Below are 20,039 nucleotides of genomic sequence, written 5' to 3' on the forward strand. Positions count from 1 at the left end.
GCTACCTGACCGGCAGCACGTCGGCGACCAGCCAGTCGCTGCCCCGCTTGGTCAGCGTCACCCGCAGCGCCGGCGCCGCCTGGCTGGGCGGCTGTCCCGGGGTGTTCTGGGTGACCCGCAGGATCACCGCCACACTGGCCGCCGACGGCCCGAGGGCCTCGACTCCGGCCGACACCGTGGTGGCCTGCGCCGTGACGTTGTGCTGGGCCAGATCGGCGCTGGACTTGCTGTACTGCTCCTTGAACGCGGCCGCATGCTCCGGGACGATCATCGCCGTGGCCCGGTCGATGGAGCCGGTCGGGGCGGTGGGGCTGAATGACGCCATCGCTTCCGCCATGCCGGTGGCGATCGCAACGACCTGGCGCGAGTCGTTGGTGAAGTCGTTGTCCGCCCTAGTCCAGTGCGTGTAGCCGGTCACCACGGCCGCGGCCAGCGCCGCTGTGCACAGCAGCACGACAGCCAACCGCAGCCCTGGCGCGTCGTCGTCGGTGCCGACGCTGACCGAATCGCGGCGCAGCAGCCAGAAGTTGATCGCCATGCCTTCGACGATCAGCAGGATCAGCACAGAGCATGCCGACACCCACCACAGCGGCCAGCCGAGCACCAGCCCGATGGCGAGCAGGGCCGCGATCTCGGTCAGCGGGGCCAGGATGTCGAAGGCGAACAGCCGCCAGATGTTCCTCATCGGATCGACGCCAATCCGGAGATCATCTGCTTGCCGTCCACGTCGGAGACGTCCAGCCGCAGGTTCCAGTGCACGGTTTGCGGCTTGGCCCCGACGTTTTCGCTGACCGACGTGGCGATCACCATCACCGAGTCGGTTCGGCTCGCGAACGGCGGCAGCTTGGTGGTGACCACCGGCCTCGAGACGCCGGGCTGGGTGTCCAAATCGTGGTGCACGGTTTCGATCGCCACCGCCTCGATCCGCCCGGCGCTCTTGGACTGCAGCTTCTCCACGACCGCCTTGTAGGGCTGCACGGCGGCGTCGAAGTCGGTGTTGAGCTCGCCGACCGTCCCGTCGTGCAGCCGCTGCAGGCTGGCGTCGACGTTGCCGCTGTTCATGTTGATCAACACGTTCGCCCAGTCGGCGGCGGTCTGCATGGCGCGGCTCAGGTAGCCGCGCTCGGCGACCTGGTCGCGGTGGTCGGACCAGATGATGAAGCCGAGCACCACCGCGGCCACCGACAGCACACCGAGCACCGCCGACGCGATGCCGTAATGGGAGAAGACTTCGGCGCTTTCGGATTCGTCTTCGTCGACGCCGTTGGAGTCGTCGTCGGTCGAGTCGTCGTCGGGGGCGACGTCAACGGAATTTTCTTCGACAGGTGGCTCACTTCGCTCGCCCTCGGACATGGCCCGATCGTTGCATCCGGGAAAGATGGAAGGATGGCGGGGTGACGAATACGGCCATCCGCTCGGGCATCGACCTGAGCTTTGTCGACGAAAGCATCCGCCCCCAAGACGACCTGTTCGGTCACGTCAACGGTCGTTGGCTGGCCGAATACGAGATACCGGCGGACCGGGCCACCGACGGCGCCTTCCGGCAGCTGTATGACCGCGCCGAAGAACAGGTGCGCGACCTGATCGTGGAGGCCAGCCAGCAGGGTTCGGCCGGCGCGGACGACGACGCGCAGCGCATCGGCGACCTGTACGCCAGCTTCCTCGACGAAGACACCGTGCAGCGCCGCGGCGTGCGACCGCTGCTGGACGAGATGACCGTGATCGACGAGGCCGCCGACGCCGACGCGCTCGCCCGGGCCATCGGCGCGCTGCAGCGCACCGGCGCGGGCGGCGGCGTCGGGGTGTACGTGGACACCGACGCCAAGAACTCGGCTCGCTACCTGGTGCACTTCACCCAGTCCGGCCTCGGGCTGCCCGACGAGTCCTACTACCGCGAGGAGCGGCACGCCGAGGTGCTGGAGGCCTACCCCGCGCACATCGCGCGGATGTTCGGCCTGGTGTTTGGCGGGGACCCGGCCGACCACGTCCAGACCGCCGAGCGCATCGTAGCGCTGGAGACCAGGCTGGCCGAGGCGCACTGGGATGTGGTCAAGCGCCGCGACGCCGACCTCACCTACAACCTGCGCACGTTCGCCGAGCTTCGCGACGAATCGGTGGGCTTCGACTGGGCCGGCTGGGCAGGCGCACTCGGCGCGAACCCCGATGCCCTAGCGGAAGTGATTGTGCGCCAACCGGATTACCTGCGCACCTTCGCCGAGCTGTGGCGCAACGAGGACCTCGAGGTGTGGAAGAGCTGGGCGCGGTGGCGGCTGATCCGCGCGCGGGCCGCCTGGCTCACCGACGAGCTGGTGTCCGCCGACTTCGACTTCTACGGCCGGCGGCTGACCGGCACCGAGCAGATCCGGGACCGGTGGAAGCGCGCGGTGTCGCTGGTGGAGAATCTGATGGGCGACGCCGTCGGAAAGCTGTACGTGCAGCGGCATTTCCCGCCCGGGGCGAAGGCCCGCATCGACGAGCTGGTCGCGAACCTGCGGGCGGCGTACCGGATGAGCATCAGCGACCTGGACTGGATGACACCGCAGACCCGGGAGCGGGCGCTGACCAAGCTGGAGAAGTTCACCGCCAAGGTCGGCTACCCGTCCAAGTGGCGTGACTACTCCTCGCTGGTGATCGACCGCGGCGACCTGTACGGCAACTACCAGCGCGGCTACGCGGTCAACCACGACCGTGAGCTGGCCAAGCTCGGCGGGCCGGTGGACAAAGACGAGTGGTTCATGACGCCGCAGACGGTCAACGCCTACTACAACCCGGGGATGAACGAAATCGTCTTCCCGGCAGCGATTTTGCAGCCGCCGTTCTTCGACGCCGAGGCCGACGACGCGGCCAACTACGGCGGCATCGGTGCGGTGATCGGCCATGAGATCGGCCACGGCTTCGACGACCAGGGCGCCAAATACGACGGCGACGGCAACCTGGTCGACTGGTGGACCGACGCCGACCGGACCGAATTCGGCGCCCGCACAAGGGCTCTCATCGAGCAGTACGACACCTACACGCCGCGCGGCCTGGCCGGTGACCACCACGTCAACGGTGCATTCACCGTCGGGGAGAACATCGGCGACCTGGGCGGCCTGTCGATCGCGCTGCTGGCTTACCAGTTGTCGCTGAACGGCCAGCCCGCGCCGGTGATCGACGGCCTCACCGGCGTGCAGCGCGTCTTCTATGGCTGGGCCCAGGTGTGGCGCACCAAATCCCGTGACGCGGAGGCGATCCGGCGCCTGGCGGTGGATCCGCACTCGCCGCCGGAGTTCCGCTGCAACGGCGTGCTGCGCAACATGGACGCGTTCTACGACGCCTTCGACGGCGCCGACTCCGGTGCGCTGTCCCTGGAGCCCGACAGCCGGGTCAAGATCTGGAACTGACGCCGCTCGGCATCCGGGCCGGCTCGATCCGCGCGGGTACGTGCTTGTGCCACGGCGTGCCGGCGTAAGGATCGCGCCACTCGGTCGAGGTGAGCACGTTCGGCGCGACACCGGGGATAACGGTGCGTCCCTCGTCGTCGACGTACTCGAGTCCAAAACCGTTGGGCAGGGCGGCATGCCCGGCCATCATCGTCTCGGTGATCTCGATGGTGGCCTCGGCGCTACCGGCCGCGGTGCTGATGCGGGCCCGGTCTCCCGCGGCGAGTCCGAGGTTTTGGGCATCCTCGACGCTGATCCGCAGCGCGCCCTCGGCGTCGCGTTTGCGCCAGGTCGGGTCGCGGAAGATGTCGTTGGCGGTGTAGGCGCGCCGCTCCCCCACCGACAGCACGATCGGGAACTCCGGCGTGGTGAGTTGGGGTGGAATCCGGGACAGCGTCTTCAATTCTTCGAGCATCGACGGGATTTCCAACGCGATCTTGTGGTCGGAGTGGCTGATCAGCGTGAAGTCGTCCTCGTAGTTGTGCACGGTGAACGTCACCCCCGACGGGTTGTTCAGGATCGCGTCGAACAGTGCGTTGCCGTCGGCGTGCCCGGCGCGCCGCACCGCATCCGGATAGCTCATGGCGGTCTTTTGAGCAAGGCCCCACAGGGCGGCCGCACCGCGTAACCCTTCCGGCAGGGTCGGCCCGAGCGTTTCGTAGAGCACGTACGGAAGTAGTTGCGCCATTGTCGGATTGACCATGGCGCCGAGAAACGCCTCGGTGTAGGCTCGCCGGCCGTTTCGTGCGGCTTCGTGCAGTGGCCGTAAATCCGCGTCGTCCAGCACCCCGAGCGCCCGCACCAGCCGGGCCCAGATTTCGGGCTCGGCCAGGGTTCCCGCCAGAGGCTCCATCAATGGGCGGCGCAAGTGGAAGGTGTTGTGCGGGAATTCCAGGTTGAAGAAGGTGGCTTCCGGCTTCTCGAATTGGGAGGCGGCGGGCAGCACATAGTGTGCGAGCCTGGCGGTCTCGGTCATCGCGACGTCGATGACCACCATCAGCTCCAGGGCTTGAAAGGCTTCCCGGCAGGCGGCCGAGTTGGCCAGCGAGTGTGCGGGATTGCTGCTTTCCACGATCATGGCCCGGAAGCGGTCCGGGTGGTCGGTCAGGATTTCCTCGGGCACCACATTGCTGGGTACCAGGCCGGAGATGATCGGGGCGCCGGTGACCGGTGTGCGCCCGGAGAACTGGCCGAACAGCGGAGCGAACGACGAATGTAGGTGCTGGCCACCTTTTTTCGCGAAGTTGCCGGTGAGGATCCACAGCAGCTTGTTCAGATAGGAGCACAGCGTGCTGTTGGGTGCCTGCTGTACGCCGAGATCTTCGAACACCGAGACGCTGGCGGCCGTTCCGATGCGCCGCGCCGCCGCACGCAGCAGTTCCTGGTCGACCCCGCAGTGTTGGGCGTAGTCGTCCACCGGAACCTCGCGCAGCGCGGCGCGCACGGCATCTCCGCCGCGCACGTGCTCGCCGAGAAATGTTTCTTTGCACAGGTTTTCCTGGACGAGGATGGCGGCAAGTGCGGCCAGGCACCACGCGTCGGTGCCGGGTCGCACCCGCAGGTGGAAGTCGGACATCTTGGCGGTGTCGGTGACCACCGGATCGATGACGATCATCGAGCGGGTCGGATCCTTGGCGATCTCGTTGAGCACCACCCTGGCTCGCGGAAAGCTCTGCGACATCCACGGGTTCTTCCCGACGAACACCGCGACCTCGGCGTGCTCGAATTCACCCCTGGTGTGGCCCCCGTAGAGGTGCCCGTCGACCCAGGACTCACCGGTTTTCTCCTGCGCCAGCGCATTTGAGCGGTAGCGCGACCCCAACGCCTTGAGGAAGGCGCCGCTGTACGCCCCGCCCAGGTGGTTGCCCTGGCCGCCGCCGCCGTAGTAGAAGATCTTGTCGCCGCCATAGCTGTCGCGAATGTGCTTGAAGCCTTCGGCGATCTCGACGATCGCCGTGTCCCAATCGATCTCCTCGTAGCTGCCGTCGGCGCGGCGGCGCAGCGGGGAGGTCAGCCGGGCGCCGCTGTTCTGATAGTGGTCCAGCCGCAACGCTTTGTTGCAGGTGTAGCCCTGCGAGGCCGGGTGCGCCTTATCACCGCGGATGCGGGTCAGCCGGCGGTCTTCGACTTGGACGACGATGCCGCAGTTGCATTCACACAGGATGCACGCGCTGGATTGCCATTCACCGGTCATCGTGGGTTTCCTTTCCGAGCGCCTGACCAGAAGACGCCGCCGCCAGCAGGTCGCGCAGCTGGCGGTGGATGACGTCGAGGGGCATCAGGTCGCGTCGCACCCGCGCGAGCACGATCGCACCCTCGAGCGAGGTGGTGGCCATCACCGCCAATTCGCGCGCCCGCTCCGGCGCGATGCCGTCGGCGATGAACCGCGCGGCGATCAGGTCCGTCCATCGGTCGAAGACCGCCGCGGCGCGTTCGATCACCGTGCGTTCGGCGTCGTGCTGCTCGCCCGCTTCGACCGAGACGGCCACGATGGGGCAGCCCGCGCGAAAGTCGCTGTCGAGGAGCTGGCGACGGTACTGGTCGATCAACGTGTCCAGCAGTTGCCGGCCGTCGTCGGCGCCGGCGATGACGGCGGCGACGTACTCGCCGGCGTAGTCGACGGCCTCGCAGAGCAGCTGGGTGCGCCCGCCGGGAAAGTAGTGGTAGGCCGATCCGCGGGGCGCGCCGCTGTGCTCGAGCACATCGGAGATCGCGGTGGCGCGCGCCCCGCGCTCCCGGATCAGCAGCGCGGCAGAAACGACCATCCGCTCGCGTGGACCACGCATCGAAGCTCCTCAGATGTCGCAGTTATGTATGATGCTATATATAACCGCTTCCTAAGCGGAAGCCCCTTTTTCGCGGATCGCACGATTGCTCAGCGCCTTGACGCGCGCACAGACGCGAAATCGCCCATCTCCGAATAGGAAATGGGCGATTCTGCGTGGTTGATGCGGGTTAGTTCAGCCAGTCGGCGGATCCGTCGTTCTTCTTGTAGTTGCCACCGCTGGAGTTCTTCACCACGATCGGGTCACCCGGACCGAAGTTGTCGAAGAACCATTTGGCGTTGGCGGGGCTGATATTGATGCACCCGTGGCTGACGTCGCGCTTGCCCTGGTCATCCACCGACCACGGCGCGCTGTGCACGTAGTCGCCGACGTTGTCGAAGCGGACCGCGTCCTCCACCGTCACCTTATAGCCGTAGGTCGAGTTGACCGGCACCCCGTAGGTCGAGGAGTCCATCACCACCGACGCCTTCTTGTCCTGCACGTAATAGGTGCCGTTGGGGGTCTGGTGATTGCCCGACGTCATGCCCATCGACATCGGGAAGGTCTTCTCTACGGTGCCGTTGCGGGTGACGGTCAGCTGGTGAGTCGCGTCGTCGGCCGTGGCGATCAGCGAGTCGCCGGTTTGAAAGGTGGACACGGTGCCGCCGGCGTCGACGGTTACGGCGGTGTGCGCGGGCCAGAAATTGATTGGCCGCCAGCGCAGCTGGGTCGGGGTCATCCAGTAGAACTTGCCGGGCACCGGCGGGACCGACGAGACGTGCACGGCGCCGATCGCCGCGTCGGCGTTCTCGACCGTTCCGGGGAAGTTGATGATGATCGGCTGGGCCACACCGACGGTCGAGCCGCCCTTGGGGACGAACGACGGCGGCCCGAACGGGGCCGTGCCGGTGAACGGCGTGTTGTTCTGCCCATCGGCCGGGGCCGCGGCGGGCTGCGCACCCGGCGGAAGCCATGGCGCCGGAGCCAGCGGGTTGGGCGGCGGCGGGTTGGGCGGCGGCGGGGCCGCCAGCGGGTCGGCCGGCGGCGGCGGCGCCAGCGGGTCGGGTGGCGGCGGCGGTCCGGGCGGAGCCGCGACCGCGCCCGGGTCAGCGGGCGCCGGGTCCGGATCCGCCAGTGCGGGAGCCGCACTCAGCACCAGCACCAAGCCCAGGACGGACGCCAAACCGGCGGCGTTCAGAGCGGCGAAGAGGCCCTTCTTGGTACCGGCCCTCGTCCAGCCCGACATATGCATACCTCCACTCGTGTCTCGAGACAGTGTGGCATAGGGGCCGCGCCAGCTACCGCCACCGCCGGTTGCGCGCGCCCCGGAAAGGGCGCCGATTACAGGTTTGAGCTGGGCGGATATGAATCGGGTGAGCTTGTCGGAGCAACATCCAGCATCCGCCGGTTGGCCACGATGCCGATGAGCGCGACGGCCATCAGGGCCGCTGAAGCGGTCAGCATCATCGTGACGCTGCGCTCGTAGAACAGGCCGCCGGCCAGCGAGCCGGCCATGATGCCGACCTGGAAGGCGGTCACGTAGAGCCCCGACGCCCCGTCGGGGTCGTCGGCCCCGTTGCGCATCGCGGCGGACTGCATCATCGGGGAGACCGCGGTGGCCATCGCCCCCCACAGCACGATGGCGGCGGTCCCGATCAGCGCGGTGGCCACGCCCGTCCTACCACCCAACGCCAGCCCGGTCAGCACGACGAACGCCGACGTCAGACCCGTGATGCACAGGATGATGGCGCCCTTGGGCCGGTGGTCCAGCGGCCGCGCCACCAGCGGCAACGACAGCAGGCCGGCCAGCCCATAGGCGGCCAGCACGAAGGCGAGGTTCGGCCCGCGCACGCCGAGGACGTTGCGGATCAGCTCGACGATGTAGGTGTAGGACACGAAGTGGCCGGTGACCGCGATCATCGCCAGCACGCTCACCAGGATCAGCCGTCGGTTGCGGTGGTGTCGCGACCTCGGACCCACGTGGGCGAGCTGATCCTCGGTGAGCACCATCTCAGGCAGCATCAGCCGGGCGGCGAGGGTGACGGCGGCGGCCGCCACGGCGACGCACACGACGGCCAAACGCCAGCCCCACAGCAGGCTCAGCGCGGCGGTCAGCGGGCTGCCCACCACCAGCGCGAGGCTGGTGCCTACGTAGATCGACATGGTGGCGCGCCCGGCATGGCTCGGCGGCACCAGCCTGGTCGCGATCGGCGCGATGACCGCCCACAGCAGGCCGTGGGTGACCGCGCACAGCACCCGCCCGGCGGCCAGCACCGCGAAATTGGGCGCCAGCGCCGAGATGACCTGCGAGGCGGTGAGGCAGGTCAGGCTGAGCATGAGCGCGCGGCGCCGCGGCCAATGCGCGGTCCAGCGCACCAGCGGAAACGTCGTCAGGGCCGCCACGAAGGCATACCAGGTCAACAGCGTTCCGACCGCAAACAGGCTGACGTGCAGGTCGCGGGAGATGGCCGGCAGCGCGCCGACCGGCAGAATCTCGGCGGTGACGTAGGTGAAGGCCGCGGCGGCCAGCACAGCCAACTGAGCCGCGATCCGTGGGGTCCACGTTCGCGCGGCAGCGTTGATTTCGGCAGTCATGGCGTCTGTATCGGCCGGACTACCCACTTCCTGGGTTGTCGCGCCTAATGCGATCACACTGCCTTACCGTACGGACCGCAACTGCGCCTCCCCCTGAATCAGGACCGGGACACAGGTCTCAACTACATCACCAATGAAGAACGAAATCAGGAACGAACCAGGCGTGCGATCGCGGCGGAGGCTTCGGCGAGCTTGGCTTGGGCTCTTTCCGGGGCCTCCGGCCCCTCCTCGGCGACCGCGCGGGTGACGCAGTGGCTCAGGTGCTCGTCGAGCAGGTTCAGGGCGACCGAACGCAGCGCGCTGTTCACGGCGCTGACCTGAGTGAGGACGTCGATACAGTACTTGTCCTCCTCGATCATCCGGGCGATGCCCCGCACCTGGCCCTCGATGCGCCGCAGCCGCTTGGCGTAGTTGTCCTTCTGCTGCGAATACCCGTGGTCGTTCGTCATCTGTATCTGTCTCCCCTGCCAATCACCCGCTCTGCGGCGGCATCACGCCGAACTCCAGCTTATACCCCGTCGGGGTATAACCCCGGAAATTGGCATCGCGACTGGCCAGCGCATACTTGAACGATGCCCACCACCGATTCGGCCGCAACCGCCGACATCAAGCCGCGTAGTCGTGACGTCACCGACGGCCTGGAGAAGGCCGCCGCCCGGGGCATGCTGCGGGCGGTAGGCATGGGAGACGAGGACTTCGCCAAGCCGCAGATCGGCGTCGCGTCGTCGTGGAACGAGATCACCCCGTGCAACCTCTCGCTGGACCGGCTCGCCAAGGCGGTCAAGGAGGGCGTGTTCTCGGCCGGCGGTTACCCGCTGGAGTTCGGCACCATCTCGGTGTCCGACGGCATCTCGATGGGCCACGAGGGGATGCACTTCTCGCTGGTGTCGCGCGAGGTGATCGCCGACAGCGTCGAGACGGTGATGCAGGCCGAACGCCTGGACGGCTCGGTGCTGCTTGCCGGCTGCGACAAGTCGCTGCCCGGCATGTTGATGGCCGCCGCCCGGCTGGACCTGGCCTCGGTGTTCCTCTATGCGGGTTCGATCCTGCCCGGGGTCGCCAAGCTGTCCGACGGCAGCGAGCGAGAGGTCACCATCATCGACGCGTTCGAGGCGGTGGGCGCCTGCGCCCGGGGTCTGATGCCCCGCGAGGACGTCGACGCCATCGAGCGCGCGATCTGTCCTGGCGAGGGCGCGTGCGGCGGCATGTACACGGCCAACACGATGGCCAGCGCCGCCGAGGCGCTCGGCATGTCGTTGCCGGGCAGCGCGGCGCCCCCGGCGACCGACCGCCGCCGCGACGGGTTCGCGCGGCGCAGCGGCGCGGCCGTCGTCGAACTGCTGCGGCGCGGCATCACCGCGCGCGACATCCTCACCAAGGAGGCTTTCGAGAACGCGATCGCGGTGGTGATGGCGTTCGGCGGCTCGACCAACGCGGTGCTGCACCTGCTGGCCATCGCCCACGAGGCCGGCGTCGCGCTGTCGCTCGACGATTTCAGCCGGATCGGGTCAAAGGTGCCGCACCTGGCCGACGTCAAGCCGTTCGGCCGCCACGTCATGTCCCACGTCGACCACATCGGCGGCGTGCCGGTGGTGATGAAGGCGCTGCTGGATGCCGGGCTGATGCGCGGCGACTGCCTGACGGTGACCGGTGCGACGGTGGCCGAGAACCTGGCCGAGATCGCCCCGCCCGACCCGGACGGCAAGGTGCTGCGCGCGCTGAGTAATCCCATTCATCCGACCGGCGGGATCACCATCCTGCGCGGATCGCTGGCGCCCGAGGGTGCGGTGGTCAAGTCGGCGGGATTCGACTCCGACGTGTTCGAGGGCACCGCAAGGGTTTTCGACGGTGAGCGGGCCGCACTGGACGCTTTGGAAGACGGCACTATCACCAAGGGCGACGCGGTGGTGATCCGCTACGAAGGACCCAAGGGCGGCCCCGGCATGCGCGAAATGCTGGCCATCACCGGCGCCATCAAGGGCGCCGGTCTGGGCAAAGACGTGCTGCTGCTCACCGACGGCCGCTTCTCCGGCGGCACGACCGGCCTGTGTGTCGGCCACATCGCGCCCGAGGCGGTCGACGCCGGACCGATCGCGTTCCTGCGCGACGGCGATCGGATCCGCCTGGACGTGGCCAACCACGTGCTCGACGTGCTGACCGATCCGGCCGAATTCGAAGCTCGGCGAAAGGATTTCAGCCCGCCGGAGCCGCGCTACAAGACCGGCGTGCTGGCCAAGTACGTGAAGCTGGTCAGCTCGGCCGCCATCGGCGCGGTCTGCGGCTGATCGCCGTCCCGGGCCTCATTGGGCCCGGGCGGGCGAATTGCCTTGCGGCCTAACCGGGTTCGCGATCAGGTGTGGGTGCCCGTCGCGCGGGTGCGCATGCCGAAGTAGGTCGCGTTGAAGCCCAGGAACGCCAACAACGCACCCGCGACGACATTCGACCAGGTCATGCCGGTGGTCATCACGACGCCCGGCAGGATCCAGGTCGAGACGATGACCCACAGGCCCAGCACCGGCAACGTCCAGGTCATGCCGTGCGCGCGATCCAGCGTCGTCGCGAACCCGTAGGCCAGGAAGGCCGCCGCGATCCCGACGATCAGGTCGGACGTGGCAAGCGATGCCGTGCCGTTGAATCCGACGATCCACGGCGACGCGGCGACGTACAGGCCCGTCAGCAGGGCCAGACCGAACGTGACATGCGCGCTCATCGACTCGGCCACGCGCTCGTAACGCGCACGCAGAGCCAACAAATCGGGGTGGTGATCGATTGATGAATGGACTGTACTCATTTTGTGACCTTTCTGTTATGCGGCAAGCCTTTTGAGCATGGCCGCACCCATCCATCTGCCGTCAAGAATACGCCCGCGCGCCGCTGGCCAGCAACGAAAATCGTTGCCCCGGCAGGCCCCCGCGACGTTGGCGGATGGACAACGCGCGTAGCGTCGTGGGTCATGGATATCGCGGACCGGCTGCGGCTCGATGTTCCGGTCGGGCAGGCCGGCATGGGCGGCGGACTGGCGGGCGCGGCACTGGCAGGCGCGGTCGCCCGGGCGGGCGGACTGGGCACGCTGGGCATCGACACGCCCCGGCGGCTACGAACGTCCATCGAGCGGGTGCGCGCGCAGGCGCCGCGCCGCGCGGTCGCGGTAAACCTGTTGATACCCTTCGTTCATCGTCGGCACGTCGCGGTCTACGTTGACGCGCGGTGGCCGGCGTGCCCAACTCCTGGTTAGACAGCGCGGCCCTGCACGCGGGCGAAACCGCTTTGCGGATCGGCGAACTCACCTCCGCCGAACAGGCCGTCGCCGACCTCGCCCACCGTTGAGGCCTACCGCACCAACGCGAACGCGAAGCCGTCCCAGCGCTTGGCGCCGACAGTCTGGAGCACCGCGGTGTCCAGCCGCGGGTGCTCGCCCATCGCCTGCAGCGTCTGGCGCACCGCCTGCGCTTCGGCATTGGACTCCGGATCAAGGATCTGGCCCTGGCGAATCACGTTGTCCGCCACGATGACCGCGCCGGGGCGGGCCAGTCGCACCGCCCACTCCAGGTACGCCGGGTAGTTCTCCTTATCGGCGTCGATGAAGATCAGATCGAACGGACCGGTCACCGTCGGCAGCGTATCCAGTGCGGCTCCGACGATCACCTCCACCCGATCGGCGAGGCCGGCCCGCACGAGGTTGGCCCGCGCCACCTCGGCGTGCTTAGGCTCGTATTCCAGCGTCACGACTCGTCCTTGCGGGCCGGCGCCGCGCGCCAGCCAGATGGTGCTGAAACCGCCCAGCGTGCCGAGCTCGAGGATGTTGCGCGCACCGATGGCGCCGGCGAGCAGGCTCAGGAACTTTCCTTGCTGCACCGACACCGCGATCGACGGCAAGCCGGCCGCGTCGCTGGCCTCGAGGGCCGCGCTCAACGACGGGTCGCCGTCCACCACTGTGCTGTCCAAGAATGCGTCGACGTCTTTGGGGGATGGGTTCTCGGTCATGGCGCCCACGCTAGCCGCGCCCGGCCCCGTTGGCACGGACGGCCGGGCTGGTATAGAACAGGTCGCGGCCATTTACCCTATACCCATGGGGGGTATATAGTCAGGGTGCGGTCGACTCGCACCGCAAGAATCACCACAACAGGAAAAGGGTGAGTTGAATGGCAACTTACGAGGCCGGAACCGAGCTGACGTGCGGTCACGAAGGCTGCGGCTGTCGCGTCCGCATCGAGGTCCCCTGCCACTGCTCGGGTTCGGGTGAGCCGTACCGCTGCACGTGCGGCGACGCGCTGACCCCCGTCAAGTAACCCGCCGGGCCGGTCGTGCGTTCGGGCGTAGCCCCTGTGACTTATCGCCCGAACGTACGACCGGTCAGCTCGACCGCGGCTTGCAGCCGCATCGCGATCGCCGACGTGCCCACCGCGGCCGTATAGACACCCGGGCGGATCCGCCAACTCTTGGCGCTGCCGTCATAGCGGGCGAGCAGTCGCGGGTCGGCCTCGACAGTCACCCGCTGGGTCGCGCCCGGCGCGAGGTCCACCCGCTCGAATCCCAGCAGCCGTAAACACGGTTCGCCGGCGGCTGCCGTCAGGTACAGCTGAGGTATGTCGGCCCCGGCGCGGTCGCCGACGTTGACGACGCTGAAACTCGCGCTGATGGTTTCTCCGCCGCCGACCACCAGGTCGCGGTAGTCAAACCTGGTGTAGGACAACCCGTGACCGAAGGCGAACATCGGGTCGTGGCCGCGCCGGGCGAACCACCGGTAGCCGACGTCGGCTCCCTCGGCGTAGTCGATCGTGGTGGGTGTCCCCCACGGCTCGCCGGCGCCGGGCAGCTGCGGGCGGGGCGTCTGGGCGAGGTCGACCGGAAAGGTGATCGGTAGCCGGCCCGAGGGATTCACCGTCCCGGTGAGGATCTCCGCGATGGCCCGGGCGCCGTCCTGGCCCGGAAACCACGCCTGCACAACGGCATTCACCGCATCGCGCCAGGGCATCGATACCGGATTGCCGGTCTGCAGCACCACCACGGTGTTGGGGTTGGCTGCCGCGACCGCCGCGATCAGCTCGTCCTGGCCCCACGGCAGCGAGAGGTCGCCGATGTCGAAACCCTCGCCCTCCGCGCGGACCGCGAACACGATCGCGACGTCGGCCGTGTGCGCCGCCCGCACCGCCTCGGCCGGGCTGACGCCGGGATCGAACTCGATCTGGGCCTGCGGGAGTAGTTTTCGCAACTCCTCCAGCGGACTCGACGGCAGCAGGTACAGATTGCGCATCCCGGCCTCCAAGCCCGAGCCGCCGATCGGCACCACGCCCGCGTATCCGCCCGGCGGGACGACGGTGCTCGAACCGTACCCGGCCGGCACACCCACGTGCGCGTACCCGCCGATGACGGCGACGCGTGTGCTCGACCCGAGCGCCAGCGGCAACAGGCCTCCGTTCGTCAACAACACCGTTCCCTGCCGCGCTACCTCCAGCGCAATCTCGTTGTGCGAGGCCAGGTCCGGTTCCGGCGCCGCGGCACCGCGGTCGGCGCCGACGGCGAACATGGATCGCAGGATCCGGCGAACCATGTCCGACAAGCGCTCCGCGGTCAGCCTGCCGTCGGCGTACGCGTCGCGCAGCGGCGCACCGAAGGACTCGGCCTGCCACAGCAGCGCGTCGATCTGGGCCCCGCACTCCTGATCGAGGCCGCCCAGGGCGCACTGCCAGCTCGGCGTGGCGCCCCAATCCGACATCACCCAGCCGCGGTACCCCCAGGCGCCTTTAAGCACGTCGTCGATCAGGACGGCGTTCGCTGCGGCGTAGTCGCCGTTGATCTTGTTGTAGGCGGTCATCACGGCGCCGGGCTGCGAGCGCTCGATCGCCAATTCGAAGGCCAGCAGGTCGGATTCGCGGTGCGCGTCGGGATCGATGACCGCGTCCAGGAAGTGCCGATTGGTTTCGTTGCAGTTCAGCGAGTAGTGCTTGACCGTCGAGATGACGCCCTGGCGTTGGATGCCCTCGACCGACTCGGCGGCCATCGTCGCGGTCAAAAGCGGGTCCTCGGAATGGTATTCGAAATTGCGGCCGTTGCGCGGGTCGCGGGCAAGGTTCATCGCGCCAGCCAGCTGCACGTTGAACCCGCGGCTGCGCGCCTCGCGGCCGATCACCTCGCCCGCGGCCCGGGCAAGCGACGGATTGAAGCTGGCGGCCAGCGCCAGGCCGGCGGGCAGCGCGGTGGCCGTATCGCCTACGCGGAAACCGGGATTGGTGACACCTAGGCCGGCATCGCTCATCAGCAAGGCGGGTACACCGAGACGGGGAACCCCCGGCACATATCCCGCGCTCATCGGCGCGTCCGCGGGGATGCGCTCGTCGCGCACGGGCCACATGTCGCCGGCCCCCATCACCGAGACCAGCAGCGCGAACCGCTCGTCGTCGGTCATCTGGGCTTCGACCTCACGCGCCCGCGCGTCGGGGTCGGTGGGTTTCACCGGACGCCCTCCTTGGCGTAGACCACGCGCAGCACGTGCCCCAATTCCGGTCCCATCACCAGCTCCGTCAGCTCACAGATCGTCGCAACGAACTCGGGGCCGTGCGGCGGGTCGGCCTGGCACAAATGATGCGCCACTTCGTGCAGCATCACCAGCTCGCGCAGCGCCCAATCGGTGGTGTCCCTATCGGGAACCGCGATAATGCCTGTGCCGTAGTGGTTTTCGTAGTGCGCGGCGCTGGCGGCGCGTCGTCCCCGCACCCGCAGCGGCGTCACATCCGGCCAGCGTTGCCGCACCGCCGGGAGCGCCAGCACGTCGTCCACGTAGCGCTGCGCGGAGGCCACCGAACCGAATCGCCCCTCGGGCGGCAGCGTCAGCTGGGTACCGAAGAACTCCACCACCTGCGAGCCGTGCTGGGCGGCACGGTCGAACAGCGTCCGGACAAACTCCTCGGCCGCGTACACCTTGGAGCGCTGAGAATCCCGGCGTTGAGACTTCCCCGCGGTCACCCGCTCAGCGCGCTCCGCGCCCCGGGAAGTTCGGGGCTGTTGCCGAGCCGCGCCCGCTTGCCGGCCCGGTCGCCGGCGCGCCGCGCCGCCGACGAATATCCGGCCGACGCCCGGCTGGCCTGCCAGGTGCCGCGCGCCTTCGACGCACCGCGGTAGTAGTCCACCAGCTCGATCTCCTTGTCCCGCAACGCGATAGCGGTGCCCGGCGATCGGCGGCTGTCTTTGGTGGCCTCCTGCCGTTCCTGGTCGCGGGCCTCGGTCAGCCGCCGACCGACGCGCGCGCCGAACGCCAGCTGAAAGTTGAGCCGGGCGGTGATCGTCGGCGTGGGACGATGCGCGCCGGAGGCGAGGTAGGCGTCTGACGCGCGGACCATCTGGACGACCAGGCTGGCGTACATGGCGTGGCTGGCGTCGATGTCCTCGACGAACCCGTAGGCGTACACGAACGTCGAATTCGAGGCCACGTCGCAGCGCACGTCGTTGGCCGCGGCGATCAGCACGAACAGCTGCACGTACGTGCGTAACCCCTTGGTGCCCGGGGCCCCGATGGTGATGGTGCGCTGAGTCGGCGTCTGCGCCGCCGACCGCTCGGCCGAATGCGATCGCGCCACCGCGAGGTCGATGGACGCGGCCGTCGCGAGCCGCTGCGCGGCGGACATGAAGGCGTCGGCTTCGTGGGTGTTGTCAGTGCCCTCGGCCTGCCGCAGCAGTGCGGCGATGCGCGCCAGCATCTTGTCGTCACTCATAGCGCGGCTCCTCCCCCATCGCTTGGCTCTGTCGCCAAAGTACGGGAGCCGGCCGACACTCCCCGCCTCATAGCCGAGCGGTGATCCAGGAGACCACGTCATCGAGCACCTGCTCGCGCTCGGGCTCGTTGAAAACCTCGTGGTAGAGCCCCGGGTAGACCTTCAACTCCACGTCGGTGGACCCGACACACTCGACCAGGCGACGGCTGCCCGCGACGGAGATCAGCCGGTCCTGCTCGCCGTGCACCACCAGCAGCGGCGCCGTCAGGGCCGGTGCGCGGTGCGGCATGGTCTCGCCGACTTGCAGCAACGCGCGGCCGATGCCGGCCGGCACCTTGCCGTGGTACACCAGCGGATCGTCTTTGTAGGCGGCCACCACCGCGGGGTCCCGAGAGATGGCGTCGACGTCGAGTTCTTGCGCCGGCAGCCCGGGCACGACGGCGCCGAGCACCTTGGCTGCCAGCGCCAGCAGCGGCGACACCTGATCCTGGGCCGCCACCGCGGGCCCCGACAGCACCATCAGGTCGTAGTTGTCCGGACGTTCGACGCCGTAGGCGAAGACGATGCCGCCGCCCATGCTGTGCCCCAGCACGATGCACTTGAGGCCGTGGTGTTCCCGGCTGGCGATGCCGACCAGGGTGTCGAAGTCGGCGGTGTACTCGTGGATGTCGCGCACCAGCACCCGCTTACCGCCGGAGCGGCCGTGCCCGCGATGGTCCAGCGCGTACGTGACCAGGCCCGCCTCGCCGAAGCGCTTCGCGACGTGGTCGTAGCGGCGGGCGTACTCGCCGAGACCGTGTGACAGCACCAGGACCGCCCGCGGTGCGGTGTCGGGTGTCCAGACGTCGTAGACGATGCGCACGTCGCCGAACCCGTCGAAACTGCGTTCGGTGCGGTTCACTTGGAGGTCCTTGTCATTAGGGGCAGCGTAGTGGCTGCTGATGCGGGACGTGTTGGCAGACACTGCGTAGGCTCATCCGGATGAGCCTTCTCGCGCAGAACTCTGAAGGTGACCCGGCGACCGGCGCGGATTTATCGGCGCACGCGGAATCGTATCGGCGCGAACTGCTGGCCCACTGCTACCGAATGACCGGATCCCTGCACGACGCGGAGGACCTGGTGCAGGAGACCCTGCTGCGGGCCTGGAAGGCGTACGACCGTTTCGAAGGCAAGTCCTCGATGCGGACCTGGCTGCACCGCATCGCCACCAACACCTGCCTGACCGCGCTGGAGGGGCGCCAGCGCAGGCCGTTGCCGGTGGGCCTGGGCGGTCCGAGCTCGGACCCGACCGCCGAGCTGGTAGAGCGACGCGAGGTGCCATGGCTGGAACCGCTACCGGAGCTGACCGAGCATCCCGCCGACCCGTCCGTCGTCGTCGGGTCGCGGGAGTCGGTGCGATTGGCGTTTGTCGCTGCGCTGCAATACCTCCCGCCCCGGCAGCGGGCGGTGCTGCTGCTGCGCGACGTGTTGGGATGGCGCTCCGCCGAGGTCGCCGATGCGGTCGGCACCACCACCACCGCCGTCAACAGCCTGCTGCAGCGGGCCCGCTCCCAGCTCGAAACCGCCGGGCCCAGCTCCGAAGACGCTCTGGTGCAGCCGGATTCGGCCGAGGCCCAGGACCTGCTGGCACGCTACATCGCGGCGTTCGAAACCTACGACATCGATCGGCTCGTCGGCCTGTTCACCGCCGAGGCGATCTGGGAGATGCCGCCGTACACCGGCTGGTATCAGGGCGCGGGCGCCATCATCACCCTCATTCACCAGCAGTGCCCGGCGGAGGGCAGCGGCGACATGCGCATGCTGCCGCTGATCGCCAACGGTCAGCTCGCGGCGGCGATGTACATGCGCGCCGGTGACGTGTACGTGCCCTTTCAGCTGCACGTGCTGGATGTGCAGGGCGGCAAGGTGTCCCACGTGGTGGCCTTCCTCGACGACAGCTTGTTCACGAAGTTCGGGCTGCCCAGTTCGCTGTCCGCGGACTAGAGGTAAGAAAGGTTTCTTTTATGACGAACACCACCCAGGTGACGCCCGTCCCCGGCAAGCCGGCGCTGCTGCTGAGCGCTTTCGACCTCGCCGACGTGGGTTACGCCGTCGAGGAGTTCTTCGTCTCCGGCACCGCCTGCCGCTATGCCCCGGTGAGCGAGCTTGGCCCCGATGGCCGTTGGGACGTAACCCCCTCGGGTTCAGCAGATTACACCACCCGCATCGTGGCGTTGACGCCGTCCGACCCGGCCCGGTTCAACGGGACGGTACTCGTCGAATGGCTCAACGTCAGTGGTGGCATCGATGCCGCCGCGGTGTGGATGATGGCGCACCGCGAAATCCTGCGCTCCGGTTACGCCTACGTCGCGGTGTCGGCCCAGCGGGTGGGGGTCGAGGACGGCGAGAGCCTGCTCGGCGCGGACATGTCGCTGAAAAGCCAAGACCCGCAACGGTATGCGGGCCTGCGCCACCCGGGCGACGCGTTCTCCTACGACATCTTCTCCCAAATCGGCGCGCTCATCAAAAATGGCGTACCTGGTGCGATCCTGCGCGACCTGCCCGCGCAACGCGTCATCGCCCTGGGCGAATCCCAGTCTGCGATGTTCCTCACCACCTACATCAACGCCGTCGATCCGCTGGCCCCCCGCTACGACGGATTTCTGGTCCACTCCCGGTTCGGCCCGGCCGCGCCGCTGGACGGCAGCTCGATCTTCGAAGAATCCTCGGTGACGCAGGCTGTGACGTTCCGCCCGGAACTGCGCGTCCCGTTGCTCACGGTCATCACCGAGACCGACGTTTTCGGCGGACCGCGCGACGGCTACTACTTCGCCAGGCAGCCCGACAACGACCGGCTGCGGGTCTGGGAGATCGCCGGTGCCGCCCACGCCGACAACTACACGATCCAGGTGGCTTTCATCGACAGCGGCTCGGCACCGCTCGACGCCATCGTGGCCGGCTACACGCCGACCAACACGTTGATGGGCCAGGAACTCGCGCACAACATCAACTTCGGCCCGCAGCACCACTATGTGGTGCAGGCGGCGCTCGCCGCGCTGGACACCTGGGTCGCCACCGGCGAACCGGCGCCGGGCGCCGACCCGCTCGAGGTCCGCGAAAGCTCGGCGCCACAACCCGTTCCGGACGGTAACGGCATCGCCCGGGGCGGCATCCGGACGCCATGGGTGGACGTGCCGATCGCCAAAACGTCGGGCCTGGGCGGCGACGAGAGCATCATGTCGGCCATATTCGGCTCCGGAGAGCTGTTTGACGCCAACACGATTCAGCGACTGTATCCCGGTGGCAGCACCCAGTACCTGGAGGGCTTCACCGGGGCGCTCGACGCCGCCATCGGCGCCGGGTTCATCCTGCCGGCCGACCGCGCCGAGATCCTGCAGCTTGCCGCCGCGATGTATCCCGGCGGGCGGGCTTAGGTCCGATTGCCCGGCTCCTCACTCGCGCCGTTCCGGCGCTCGCCGTCGCCGGGCTAGATGTACTGCCCAGGCAGGTTGGTTGAGTAAGTGTGACGACACGCTGTAGCGGTCGTTGATGGGTGAAGGTCTCCTGTC

General features: G+C 68.3%; 17 protein-coding genes and 2 pseudogenes. 6 read left to right on the forward strand and 13 right to left on the reverse strand.

Features of this window, described 5'->3' with window-relative positions; genetic code table 11:
* Position 1: 1 nt before the first annotated feature.
* A complete protein-coding gene (locus B8W69_RS18060; RefSeq protein ID WP_085291174.1) occupies positions 2-685 on the reverse strand; it encodes an FxsA family protein in 684 nt (227 codons plus the stop codon).
* Positions 682-1,353, reverse strand: a complete 672-nt coding sequence (locus tag B8W69_RS18065) for a hypothetical protein (RefSeq protein ID WP_085291175.1) — start codon at positions 1,351-1,353, stop codon at positions 682-684. Before B8W69_RS18065 ends, B8W69_RS18060 begins: the two co-directional genes overlap by 4 nt.
* A gap of 41 nt (positions 1,354-1,394) precedes the next feature.
* Between B8W69_RS18065 and B8W69_RS18070 the strand changes: the two genes are divergently transcribed.
* Positions 1,395-3,383 (forward strand): M13 family metallopeptidase, encoded by a 1,989-nt coding sequence (locus tag B8W69_RS18070; RefSeq protein ID WP_085291176.1) that lies wholly within the window; start codon positions 1,395-1,397, stop codon positions 3,381-3,383.
* On the opposite strand, the gene B8W69_RS18075 is transcribed toward B8W69_RS18070, so the two are convergent.
* The 5 genes from B8W69_RS18075 to ricR form a co-directional block, all read right to left on the reverse strand.
* Positions 3,367-5,616 (reverse strand): molybdopterin-dependent oxidoreductase, encoded by a 2,250-nt coding sequence (locus B8W69_RS18075; RefSeq protein WP_085291177.1) that lies wholly within the window; start codon positions 5,614-5,616, stop codon positions 3,367-3,369. The genes B8W69_RS18070 and B8W69_RS18075 overlap by 17 nt on opposite strands.
* Positions 5,606-6,208, reverse strand: coding sequence for a TetR/AcrR family transcriptional regulator (locus tag B8W69_RS18080; protein WP_085291178.1), 603 nt, complete (start codon positions 6,206-6,208; stop codon positions 5,606-5,608). Before B8W69_RS18080 ends, B8W69_RS18075 begins: the two co-directional genes overlap by 11 nt.
* A 169-nt stretch (positions 6,209-6,377) precedes the next feature.
* Positions 6,378-7,433 (reverse strand): L,D-transpeptidase, encoded by a 1,056-nt coding sequence (locus B8W69_RS18085; protein WP_085291179.1) that lies wholly within the window; start codon positions 7,431-7,433, stop codon positions 6,378-6,380.
* Positions 7,434-7,528: 95 nt separating this feature from the next.
* Positions 7,529-8,782, reverse strand: coding sequence for an MFS transporter (locus B8W69_RS18090; protein ID WP_085291180.1), 1,254 nt, complete (start codon positions 8,780-8,782; stop codon positions 7,529-7,531).
* 146 nt (positions 8,783-8,928) lie between these two features.
* Positions 8,929-9,231, reverse strand: a complete 303-nt coding sequence (gene ricR, locus B8W69_RS18095; protein ID WP_085291181.1) for a copper-sensing transcriptional repressor RicR — start codon at positions 9,229-9,231, stop codon at positions 8,929-8,931.
* Between the two features lie 123 nt (positions 9,232-9,354).
* On the opposite strand from ricR, the gene ilvD reads away from it, so the two are divergent.
* On the forward strand, positions 9,355-11,067 hold the full coding sequence (gene ilvD, locus B8W69_RS18100; protein ID WP_085291182.1) for a dihydroxy-acid dehydratase: 1,713 nt from the start codon (positions 9,355-9,357) through the stop codon (positions 11,065-11,067).
* Between the two features lie 65 nt (positions 11,068-11,132).
* Here ilvD and B8W69_RS18105 read toward each other — a convergent pair whose 3' ends face one another.
* Positions 11,133-11,573 carry an SPW repeat protein gene (locus B8W69_RS18105; RefSeq protein WP_085291183.1) on the reverse strand — a complete coding sequence of 147 codons (441 nt, stop codon included), beginning with the start codon at positions 11,571-11,573 and terminating at the stop codon, positions 11,133-11,135.
* A 162-nt stretch (positions 11,574-11,735) separates the two neighbouring features.
* On the opposite strand from B8W69_RS18105, the pseudogene B8W69_RS18110 reads away from it, so the two are divergent.
* Positions 11,736-11,990: pseudogene (locus B8W69_RS18110) on the forward strand (nitronate monooxygenase); the annotation flags it as partial.
* Positions 11,991-12,112: 122 nt separating this feature from the next.
* Here the strand turns inward: B8W69_RS18110 and B8W69_RS18115 are convergent.
* Entirely contained in the window at positions 12,113-12,766 is a 654-nt protein-coding gene (locus tag B8W69_RS18115) for an O-methyltransferase (RefSeq protein WP_085291199.1), read from the reverse strand.
* Between the two features lie 158 nt (positions 12,767-12,924).
* On the opposite strand from B8W69_RS18115, the gene mymT reads away from it, so the two are divergent.
* A complete protein-coding gene (gene mymT / locus B8W69_RS18120) occupies positions 12,925-13,071 on the forward strand; it encodes a copper-binding metallothionein MymT (protein ID WP_067124138.1) in 147 nt (48 codons plus the stop codon).
* 41 nt (positions 13,072-13,112) lie between these two features.
* Here the strand turns inward: mymT and B8W69_RS18125 are convergent, their stop codons facing one another.
* From B8W69_RS18125 to B8W69_RS18140, 4 genes are all read right to left on the reverse strand, one after another.
* Complete coding sequence (locus B8W69_RS18125) at positions 13,113-15,188, reverse strand: beta-glucosidase (protein ID WP_085291200.1); 2,076 nt, start codon at positions 15,186-15,188, stop codon at positions 13,113-13,115.
* A 44-nt stretch (positions 15,189-15,232) separates the two neighbouring features.
* Entirely contained in the window at positions 15,233-15,745 is a 513-nt protein-coding gene (locus B8W69_RS18130) for a TIGR04338 family metallohydrolase (protein WP_085291184.1), read from the reverse strand.
* The gene (locus B8W69_RS18135) at positions 15,742-16,491 is read right to left on the reverse strand and encodes a DUF2786 domain-containing protein (RefSeq protein ID WP_085291185.1); all 750 of its coding nucleotides are present in this window, start codon (positions 16,489-16,491) and stop codon (positions 15,742-15,744) included. Before B8W69_RS18135 ends, B8W69_RS18130 begins: the two co-directional genes overlap by 4 nt.
* Positions 16,492-16,558: 67 nt before the next feature.
* Positions 16,559-17,353, reverse strand: coding sequence for an alpha/beta hydrolase (locus B8W69_RS18140; RefSeq protein ID WP_245843292.1), 795 nt, complete (start codon positions 17,351-17,353; stop codon positions 16,559-16,561).
* On the opposite strand from B8W69_RS18140, the pseudogene B8W69_RS18145 reads away from it, so the two are divergent.
* Both B8W69_RS18145 and B8W69_RS18150 read left to right on the forward strand, forming a co-directional pair.
* Positions 17,346-18,474 (forward strand): annotated as a pseudogene (locus B8W69_RS18145) (sigma-70 family RNA polymerase sigma factor). The gene B8W69_RS18140 and the pseudogene B8W69_RS18145 sit on opposite strands and share 8 nt — an antisense overlap.
* Before the next feature lie 20 nt (positions 18,475-18,494).
* On the forward strand, positions 18,495-19,904 hold the full coding sequence (locus B8W69_RS18150; RefSeq protein WP_085291188.1) for an alpha/beta hydrolase domain-containing protein: 1,410 nt from the start codon (positions 18,495-18,497) through the stop codon (positions 19,902-19,904).
* The last annotated feature ends 135 nt before the right edge of the window (positions 19,905-20,039 follow it).

It is taken from the genome of Mycolicibacterium vulneris (genome assembly GCF_002104765.1).
GTDB lineage: Bacteria > Actinomycetota > Actinomycetes > Mycobacteriales > Mycobacteriaceae > Mycobacterium > Mycobacterium vulneris.